Source organism: Blautia sp. JLR.GB0024, from assembly GCF_037000545.1.
GTDB lineage: Bacteria > Bacillota > Clostridia > Lachnospirales > Lachnospiraceae > Blautia > Blautia celeris.
Window position 1 is genome coordinate 96,403 of sequence record NZ_JBANBF010000015.1, and the last position, 9,253, is coordinate 105,655.

A 9,253-nucleotide genomic window follows, 5' to 3' on the forward strand; every position below is an offset into this window, starting at 1 on the left:
ATAAAAATCAGCGTTTTACATTGCCTCAGCTCTCTCAAACTGGCTGTTGTACAGATTTGCATAAAATCCGTCTGCTTCCAGCAGCGATTCATGGGTTCCCTGCTCAATGATATCTCCGTCTTTCATCACAAGGATCAAATCCGCGTCACGTATGGTAGAAAGCCGGTGCGCGATCACAAAGCTGGTTCTGCCCTTCATCAGGTTATCCATAGCCTTCTGGATACGCTCCTCTGTCCTGGTATCCACAGAGGATGTAGCCTCATCCAGGATCAGTATCCGGTTGTCCGCCAGAATTGCCCTTGCTATGGTCAGAAGCTGCTTCTGTCCCTGGGAAATGTTGTTTGTCTCCTCATTCAGCACCATCTGGTAGCCACCGGGCTGTGACATGATGAAGTGGTGGGCATGCGCCGCTTTCGCCGCAGCGATAACCTCCTCATCCGTGGCGTCCAGCCTGCCGTAACGGATATTTTCCATGATAGTTCCGTGGAACAGCCAGGTATCCTGCAGCACCATGCCGAACAGTTCCCGCAGTTCACTTCTGTTAAAATCTTTGATATTATGGCCGTCGATCAGGATCTCACCGGAATTGACGTCGTAGAACCGCATCAGCAGTTTGATCATGGTCGTCTTGCCGGCACCTGTCGGGCCGACGATTGCCACCTTCTGCCCCGCTTTTACAGATGCGGAGAAATCATGGATAATGATTTTGTTCGGATCATATCCAAAGGAAGTGTGGCAGATTTCCACATTGCCGTCAATATGGCTTACATCTGCAGGGTTTTCCACAATCTGCTCTTCCTCCGGGACATCCAGAAATTCAAAGACCCTCTCGGATGCGGCGGCTGAAGACTGCAGCATATTCGTCACCTGGGCAATCTGCTGGATGGGCTGGGTAAAGTTTCTGATGTACTGGAAAAATGCCTGCACATCGCCCACTTCAATCCTGTTCTTAATAACCATGAATCCGCCCAAAAGGGCAACCATCACATATCCCAGATTTCCCACAAACTGCATGATAGGCATCATCATGCCGGAGAAAAACTGGGAGCGCCATGCAGAGCTGTACAGCTTCTCATTGGTCTTCTCAAATTCATTGATCACGGATTCCTCTTTGTTGAAGGCTTTCACAACGTTATGTCCGCTGTAGATCTCCTCCACCTGTCCGTTTACTTCACCCAGGTACTTCTGCTGCGCCTGGAAATATTTCTGTGAATGTTTCATGACCTTGCTGATGATCGCCATGGAAACAGGCAGGATCAGCAGGGCTGCCAGCGTCATCCACACATTGATGCTCAGCATCATCACCAGCACACCGACCAAGGTGGTGCAGGACGTGATGAGCTGGGTCACGCTCTGGTTGATACCCATCTGCAGGGTATCCACATCGTTGGTGATCCTGGAAAGGATCTCTCCGTGGGTCCTGCTCTCAAAATATTTCATGGGAATTCTGTTGATCTTCTCGGAAATATCTTTTCTCAGGTTATAAGTTACATCATTTGAGATTCCCGTCATAATAAATCCCTGGATAAAGGACAACAGGGCACTTACCAGGTACAGGCAGAGACATCCCAAAAGGATCTGGACAATTTTATCGAAATTAATTCCGCTGCCGCCGTTTATCTTGGACACCAGTCCGTTAAACAGTTCCGTGGTAGCCTTTCCTAAAATCTTCGGCCCCACAATATTAAATACCGTACCGCCCACAGCAAACAGGATCATCAGCATCAGGCGGAACTTATACCGCTCCATGTATTTCACCAGGCGTTTCATGGCGCCTTTAAAATCTTTTGCCTTCTCGCCCGGCATTCCTTTTCCGTGACCACCCATCGGCCCTCTCGGTCTTCTCGCAGTATTACTCATTAGCCAATTCCTCCTCCGACAGCTGTGACATGGCAATCTGACGATATACCTCACAGGATTTCAAAAGCTCTTTATGGGTTCCCTGACCGACCACGCGTCCCTCATCCAGAACGAGGATCCGGTCTGCATGTAAAATGGTACTGATACGCTGTGCAACGATGAGAGTCGTGGCATCTTTTGTCTCTTTCTTCAGTGCGCGTCGAAGCACCACATCTGTCTTATAGTCAAGGGCAGAAAAACTGTCGTCAAAAATGTAAATCTCCGGCCGTTTGGCAATGGCCCTGGCAATGGAGAGACGCTGTTTCTGTCCGCCGGATACATTGGTACCGCCCTGGGCGATCTCTGATTCCATCTTCTCCTCTTTTTCCTGTATGAAATCCCAAGCCTGAGCCACTTCTGCTGCACGCTGAACCTCTGCTTCCGAAGCATCCTCTTTTCCGTAGCGGATGTTGGAATCAATGGTACCTGAGAAGAGCACACCCTTCTGCGGCACATAACCGATGCGGTCACGCAGCTCTGTGAGTTTCATATCACGCACATCCACGCCATCCACCAGAATCCGGCCTGATGTCACGTCAAAGAATCGCGGTATGAGGTTCACCAGCGTACTCTTGCCGCTTCCTGTACTTCCGATAAATGCCACTGTTTCCCCCTTATGGGCTGAAAAATCAATATCAGTAAGCGTCTCCTCATCAGCACCCGGATATGAGAATCCCACATGCTCGAAACGCACCTCACCTTTTGCCCCTTTGTCCGGCAGTGCTCCTGCATCGCCGTCCAGGATGGAAACCTTGGTGTCCATCACCTCATTGATACGTTTTGCCGCAACGCTTGCCCTTGGCAGCATAATGGACATCATGGTGATCATCAGGAATGACATGATGATCTGCATGGCATACTGCATAAACGCCATCATATTTCCCACCTGCATGGTTCCGTTGTCCACCGCATGGGCTCCGTTGTAGACAATGAGAATGGTGATACCGTTCATAATAAGCATCATGGCAGGCATCATAAATGTCATACAGCGGTTGACAAACAGGTTTGTCTTCGTAAGCCTGTCATTGGCCTTTTCAAAACGCTCCTCCTCGTGTTTCTCACGGCTGAAGGCCCGGATAACCGGAATACCTGTCAGGATTTCCCTGGAAACCAGGTTCAGCTCATCGATCAGATACTGCAGTTTTGTAAACTTTGGCATAGCGATCTTAAAGAGCAGCCCCACCAGAACCATGATCGCCGCTACTGCCACACCGAGGATCCAGGTCATGGATGCGTCTGTCTGCAGTACCTTTAACACACCGCCGATGCCCAAGATCGGCGCATAGAGTACGATCCTGAATATCATGGCAAACACCTGCTGCACCTGCTGTATATCGTTTGTACTTCTGGTGATCAGAGACGCTGTGGAGAAATGATTCAGCTCCTCACCGGAAAAGGATATGACCTTGCGGTACACACCGTTTCTCAAATTCCGTCCCAGTATTGCCGCCACCCTGGCTGACAAAAATGTAACGGAAATGGCAGCTATCATTATGACAAGCGCCAGCCCCAGCATTTTAAGGCCTGACATCAGAATGTAGCGGATCTGCATCTGGTCCACATCGATTCCCTGGCCTTCGTACTCCAGTTCTACATACTGTACAGCCGCCTGTGTCACAATGGAATCCGGCATATCTTTCATACCTGAGGTCATGGCATCCATCATTTTCAGAAGCTGTTCTTTCGGCATCTGCGAAAATACCTGGAACAGGTCCGCATCCTCGGGAAGCTGCATTTTTTCCCTGATCTGCTTTACCTGGTCCCCGCCCTCTTCCAGACCTTCCACAGCCATCATGGGCATACCGAAAATGCTGTTCAGCTTTTCTCTCTTATCTGCGTCAATTTCTTTTAATTCGTAAATATCACCTTTTAAGGTATAGGCATCTTTGACTGTCTCCACATCTTTCTCTTCCATGAACAGAAAGAGTTTATCCATGGACTCCTCCCGGATTTTTTCCGGAACGCCGTCCTCAATTCCCTTCTGCTGGATACCTATGTTGACGATCTTAGATGTGTAATCCGGCAGAGCCAGGTCACAATTCGCCTGAAGGAATAAAAGAGCAATGATCAGCACAATATAGTACCAGCGCTCTTTCATGTAATGAAACATTTTTATCATGGTGTCACTCCTTTTAGTTTATTTGGTTTGTTCCAGATTCTCGATCATCTGCTTGAAAAACCGTTTCATAAGACAAATCTCGCTCTCTGAAAAGCCGCGGAAAATGGCATTTTCGCTGTCTTCCACCATTTTCTGAACATTTTCATTGAGTTCACGTCCCTTGGGGCTGAGATAAATGCGGCTCATGCGCTGGTCCTTCTCATCCGCCCTGCGGATAATAAGCCCTGACTTCTCCATCCTTTTAATGGAGACTGCCACAGTCGGAGGTTTTATCTTCATCTCCTCCGAAATCTGCCGCTGGCTCAATCCTTCTTTTTTTCCCAGCAGATGAAGCATCGGCACCTGCCTGGGATGCACATCCATCTCCCGCAGCGCCTCATAGGCCCTGCCAAAATACATATGGGTTGTTTTTATAAACAGACTCTGCAGGCTGTCTTCATTACCACACATCATTTCTTCCGCCTCCCTTCTCATTAGTTAGTCGACTAACTTAGTTTATCCCAACATTTATCATTTTTCAATATAAAGCTTTATATTTTATCCTTTTTTTATAATTTCTTTATCTTATTTTATTAGCCGGCTAATCTTTTTGTTACACCGGAGAATTAAAAAAAGCCGAAAAAAGGCACCGTGCGGATGACTTTTTCGTCAATCGCACGATGCACTTTTGTAAATGCCACTCTTTTCTTCGTCATGCTTTTTCTCTGGAAAGCGCAGGCCACATAATACACAGCATAGTAACAAAACAGGCAGTACCGCCGATAAAATTAGAGATGGGTTCCGCTAAAAATACACCGTTCACCCCAAGGTCTGCCACGTGGGGCAGAATGAGGGTGAGGGGCACCACGATCACTGCCTTCCTGAGCAGGGAAAAGAAGATTGCCTGCTTTGCCTTTCCAAGCCCGGTAAAGACAGTCTGACCGGAAAACTGCAGGGACATGAAGCAGAATCCAAAGAAATAAATCCTCATGGCATGGACACCTGCCTCCATCAGCTCCCCGCTTCCATTGAAAATAGCAATAAAGGCGCCGGGCACCAGCATGGTGAGGATCCAGACCACCGTGGTATAGCCGATACAGATCACGGACATGAATTTGATTCCCTGCTTCACCCGGCTGTATTTTCCCGCGCCGTAATTAAAGCCTATTACGGGCTGGGCCCCCTGGGTAAATCCATTGACCGGGACGCTTAAGACCTCCCTCACGGAATTGATAATGGTCATAACTCCAACATAGATATCCCCGCCAAAATTCTGCAGGGTGACATTGCAGACAATCTGCACCATACAGTTGGTAGCCTGCATGATAAAGCCGGACAGCCCAAGAGCCAGAATGTCCTTTACATAGGACAATTTCAGTCTCATACATCCTGCCCTGAGACGAAGAAGTGTCCTTGGTCCGGTCAGGAAACGAACGATCCACAGAGCTGACACCGCCTGGGAGATGACCGTGGCGATTGCCGCCCCGCGCACGCCCATGTGGAATAAAAAAATGAACACAGGGTCCAGCACAATATTGATCACAGCGCCGATCAGCACGGTCAGCATACCGATCCTAGCAAATCCCTGACAGTTGATAAATCCATTCATCCCCATACTGATCATGACAAATACACTGCCCAGCAGATATATACTGATGTAATCGTCCGCATATGGGAAAGTAGCCTCACTTGCGCCCAGCGCATATAGAAGAGGCCGTTTTACCGCAAGCCCCAGAATAATAATAAGGATACCGGCAATGACCACCAGGGCAAACGCATTGCCCATGATCACTTCCGCTTTGTCATCCTCCTGTTTTCCTCTCGCAATGGAGCAGAGCGGCGGCCCGCCGGTTCCGATCAGAAAGGCAAATGCCATGACAACCGTAATGATCGGAAAGGAAACCCCCACACCGGTCAGCGCCGAGGAATCCGCCCCCGGGATACGTCCTATGTACATTCGGTCTACAATACTATAGAGCACGTTGATAAACTGCCCCACCATAAGCGGCAGAGAAAGTCTTAAAATATTCCCGGGGATACTGCCCCGGGAAAAATCATGCTCTTCATTATGTGCCTCATGCAGTTTTTTTATCCATTGCATTCTTTCCTACACTTCCTTTCACCGGGAACGGCCCATAGCCCCTGCGTTTCCCAGCTTTCCCGTATTATACAGATACATCCAGACTGCCATGGCACAGATGATCAAATATCCCAGGATACTGAGCACGTCCGGCACCTGTGAAAACAGGATAAAGCCCAGAACTGCCGAAAAAATAACCTGAGAATAATCATAAACCGAAATCTCCTTGGCAGGCGCAAAACAATAAGCGGCTGTAATGGAGAACTGCCCCCCTGCCGCCGCTGCTCCCGCCAGAAGCAGATACAAAAGCTGCATATGGCTCATGGGATGGTAGAAGAAAAGCAGATACGGAAGCGTCACCAGACAGGAAAAACAGGAAAAGAAAAACACAATAAACGGCCCTTTCTCTCCCCTGCCTCCCAGCACGCGCACCATAGTATAAGCCAACCCTGCCGCCATTCCCCCTGCAAGTCCAATAAGGGCAGGCAGAAAGCTCATTCCCGTCCCCGTAGGCTTAACGATCATAAGACTTCCCGCAAAGGCCAGGATCACAGCTCCCACCTGCAGTTTATTCGGTTTTTCTTTCAGCAGGAACAGACTGAAGATTATGGCAAAAAACGGGGACATCTTATTGAGCATGGAGGCATCTGCCAGCACCAGATGATCCACCGCGTAAAAATTACATAAAATACCTGCTGTGCCGAAAACCGCACGGCACAGCAGATATTTCATATTTCCTTTTTTTCCTGAATACCAGGCTTTATTTTTTATCAGTATGGAACCTGCAAAGGCTGCTGCCACCAGATTCCTGAAAAAACTCTTCTGCACAGACGGCAGGTCCCCTGACAGACGCACAAAGGTGTTCATCAGCGCAAAACAGAAGGCTGCCATGAGAATGCAGAGAATTCCCTTTTGTCTCTGTTTCATTCTATCTGCCTCTTTCAGAGTTTCTGATGATAACCGTCCAGGAAATCAGCCAGTTTATTGGCTGCACTTTTCAGTTGTTCCAGATTCGGCAGATACACAATACGGAAATGATCCGGCTCTCCCCAGTTAAATCCTTTTCCATGAGTCAGAAGCACCTTCTTCTCTTTCAAAAAGTCCAGGACAAACTTCTCATCATCCAAAATATGAAAACGCTTTGTATCTATTTTCGGAAAAATATAGAAAGCCGCTTTTGGCTTCACAGCCGACAGACCGGGAATATCATTGACTGCCTTGTAAATATATTCCCTCTGCTCATAGATGCGCCCTCCCGGCTGCAGGTATTCCTGTACACTCTGAAAACCGCCCAGGGCTGTCTGTACAATGGACTGTGCCGGAACATTGGAGCAGAGACGCATGTTGGACAGCATATTCAGCCCTTCGATATATCCCTTTGCCCTCTCTTTCGGCCCGCTTAAGACCATCCAGCCGCAGCGGAATCCGGCCACCATGTGGGATTTTGAAAGGCCGTTCATGGTAACACAGAACACGTCCGGTGCCAGGGCAGCGATGGAATGATGCACCACCCCGTCCATGGTCAGGCGGTCATAGATTTCATCAGAGAAAATCATCAGATCATGCTCTCTTGCCAGCGCAGCGATCTCCTCCAGCACTTCCTTGGGATAGACAGCTCCCGTCGGATTGTTTGGATTGATGATCACAATGGCTTTTGTCTTATCCGTAATCTTGCTGCGCATATCCTCAATATCCGGATACCAGTCTGCCTGTTCATCACAGATATAATGCACAGCCTTTCCTCCTGCCAGCGTCACACAGCCGGTCCACAGCGGGTAATCCGGGGAAGGTACCAGAATCTCATCCCCGTCATCAATAAGCCCCTGAGTCACCATGTTGATAAGCTCGCTGACACCATTCCCTGTATAGATGTCTTCCAGGGCCACGTCTTTTATGTTCTTGATCTGACAGTACTGCATGATCGCTTTTCTGGCAGCAAATATCCCATGGGAATCTGAATATCCCTGAGAGTCCCGGAGTGTGTAGATCATATCCAGTATCACTTCCTCCGGTGCTTTGAAACCAAAGGGTGCCGGATTTCCTATGTTTAATTTCAGCACATCAATGCCGCTCTCCTGCATCCGGTTGGCCTCATCCAGCACCGGTCCCCGGACATCATAGCAGACGTTGTCTAATTTTGAAGATTTATCAAAAGTTCTCATGTTATTCTCCTCTCCGCTTTTCCCATTCTATTCCAGTGGGATCGTGATTTATGTTATATTGCACTGCAGATGTTATTGTTGAAAATTTTATCACTTCGCCGTGGAAAACGCAAGCGGCATGATGCTTTTTATGTGGTAAATAGTGCTGTGTTGACTTCTGGTTGGAGAGGATATATACCCGGACGCCGAACCTGGCCGCAGGCTTCCCCGCACGGACGGGAGCAGAGAACTTACAAGCTAATGCGTAAGCCGCACTAAGTTCATCGCCTTAGGGCTCTTCACTAAGTGCTTGCTAACGCATGGATCTTGTAAGCTTCTCTGGACGCTCCTAAACGCCCGTGCGGGGAAGCCTGCGGCCAGGTTCGGCTGACTTTGTATGTGGAACAGTTGATAAGTGGGAAATAATTGGAACACGAAAAATGTTGCGAACTGCATTGGAGATCCTGCCGGATAAATTCCTGATAACAGGACAGAATAATGCTCATTCTTTTTTATGACTTCATATAAGTTTGGTATTTCGATATGATATGGTACGTAAATTCGGAATCATTTTAATGGCGAATTTAAGCTGCTACAAATAAATGAGTTTATCATTTAAGAAATTATAGGTAAATATAAGAGACTTTTAAAATGTAATTCCAGATATTGCATATGATTTTTTTACTTAAGACAAAAATTATGGGTAAATTATTATGATTCTTGTCAAAACCTCTTTATTATTACATATAGCCCTGATATTTCTATTGAACTTATAGGTAAATACAGGAAATTTCTTTTTCATGCAGTTTATAATCTATTTCGTGGCACAGTTATTCTGGAGGTATATTCCCATATTGAAAAACAGGCGGGTCTGGTCATAAGCTTCCCTGTACGGACGTTTAGGAGCGCTTAGAGAATCTTACGAGATCCACACGCTAGCAAGCACTTAGTGAAGAGCCCTAAGGCGATGAACTTAGTGCGGGTTGCGTGTTAGCTCGGAAGTTCTCTGCTCCCGTCCGTACAGGGAAGCTTATG

6 protein-coding genes are annotated in these 9,253 nt (G+C 47.8%); all 6 read right to left on the reverse strand.

What is annotated here, in order from left to right; all coding sequences use genetic code 11:
• Positions 1-15: 15 nt before the first annotated feature.
• Entirely contained in the window at positions 16-1,860 is a 1,845-nt protein-coding gene (locus V8Q34_RS23220; RefSeq protein ID WP_320070950.1) for an ABC transporter ATP-binding protein, read from the reverse strand.
• Entirely contained in the window at positions 1,853-4,018 is a 2,166-nt protein-coding gene (locus tag V8Q34_RS23225; protein ID WP_033142650.1) for an ABC transporter ATP-binding protein, read from the reverse strand. Before V8Q34_RS23225 ends, V8Q34_RS23220 begins: the two co-directional genes overlap by 8 nt.
• A gap of 18 nt (positions 4,019-4,036) precedes the next feature.
• Complete coding sequence (locus V8Q34_RS23230) at positions 4,037-4,471, reverse strand: MarR family winged helix-turn-helix transcriptional regulator (RefSeq protein ID WP_033142651.1); 435 nt, start codon at positions 4,469-4,471, stop codon at positions 4,037-4,039.
• A gap of 238 nt (positions 4,472-4,709) precedes the next feature.
• The gene (locus tag V8Q34_RS23235) at positions 4,710-6,098 is read right to left on the reverse strand and encodes an MATE family efflux transporter (RefSeq protein WP_103733035.1); all 1,389 of its coding nucleotides are present in this window, start codon (positions 6,096-6,098) and stop codon (positions 4,710-4,712) included.
• A gap of 18 nt (positions 6,099-6,116) precedes the next feature.
• Entirely contained in the window at positions 6,117-7,004 is an 888-nt protein-coding gene (locus V8Q34_RS23240) for a DMT family transporter (RefSeq protein WP_103733034.1), read from the reverse strand.
• Positions 7,005-7,018: 14 nt separating this feature from the next.
• Positions 7,019-8,239 (reverse strand): aminotransferase class I/II-fold pyridoxal phosphate-dependent enzyme, encoded by a 1,221-nt coding sequence (locus V8Q34_RS23245; protein ID WP_033142653.1) that lies wholly within the window; start codon positions 8,237-8,239, stop codon positions 7,019-7,021.
• Positions 8,240-9,253: the final 1,014 nt, after the last annotated feature.

What these genes read in the sequence shown, in the direction of transcription:
- V8Q34_RS23220 (WP_320070950.1), bottom strand. Translation starts at nt 1,860, where the DNA reads ATGAGTAATACTGCGAGAAGACCGAGAGGGCCGATGGGTGGTCACGGA.
- V8Q34_RS23225 (WP_033142650.1), bottom strand. Translation starts at nt 4,018, where the DNA reads ATGATAAAAATGTTTCATTACATGAAAGAGCGCTGGTACTATATTGTG.
- V8Q34_RS23230 (WP_033142651.1), bottom strand. Translation starts at nt 4,471, where the DNA reads ATGATGTGTGGTAATGAAGACAGCCTGCAGAGTCTGTTTATAAAAACA.
- V8Q34_RS23235 (WP_103733035.1), bottom strand. Translation starts at nt 6,098, where the DNA reads ATGCAATGGATAAAAAAACTGCATGAGGCACATAATGAAGAGCATGAT.
- V8Q34_RS23240 (WP_103733034.1), bottom strand. Translation starts at nt 7,004, where the DNA reads ATGAAACAGAGACAAAAGGGAATTCTCTGCATTCTCATGGCAGCCTTC.
- V8Q34_RS23245 (WP_033142653.1), bottom strand. Translation starts at nt 8,239, where the DNA reads ATGAGAACTTTTGATAAATCTTCAAAATTAGACAACGTCTGCTATGAT.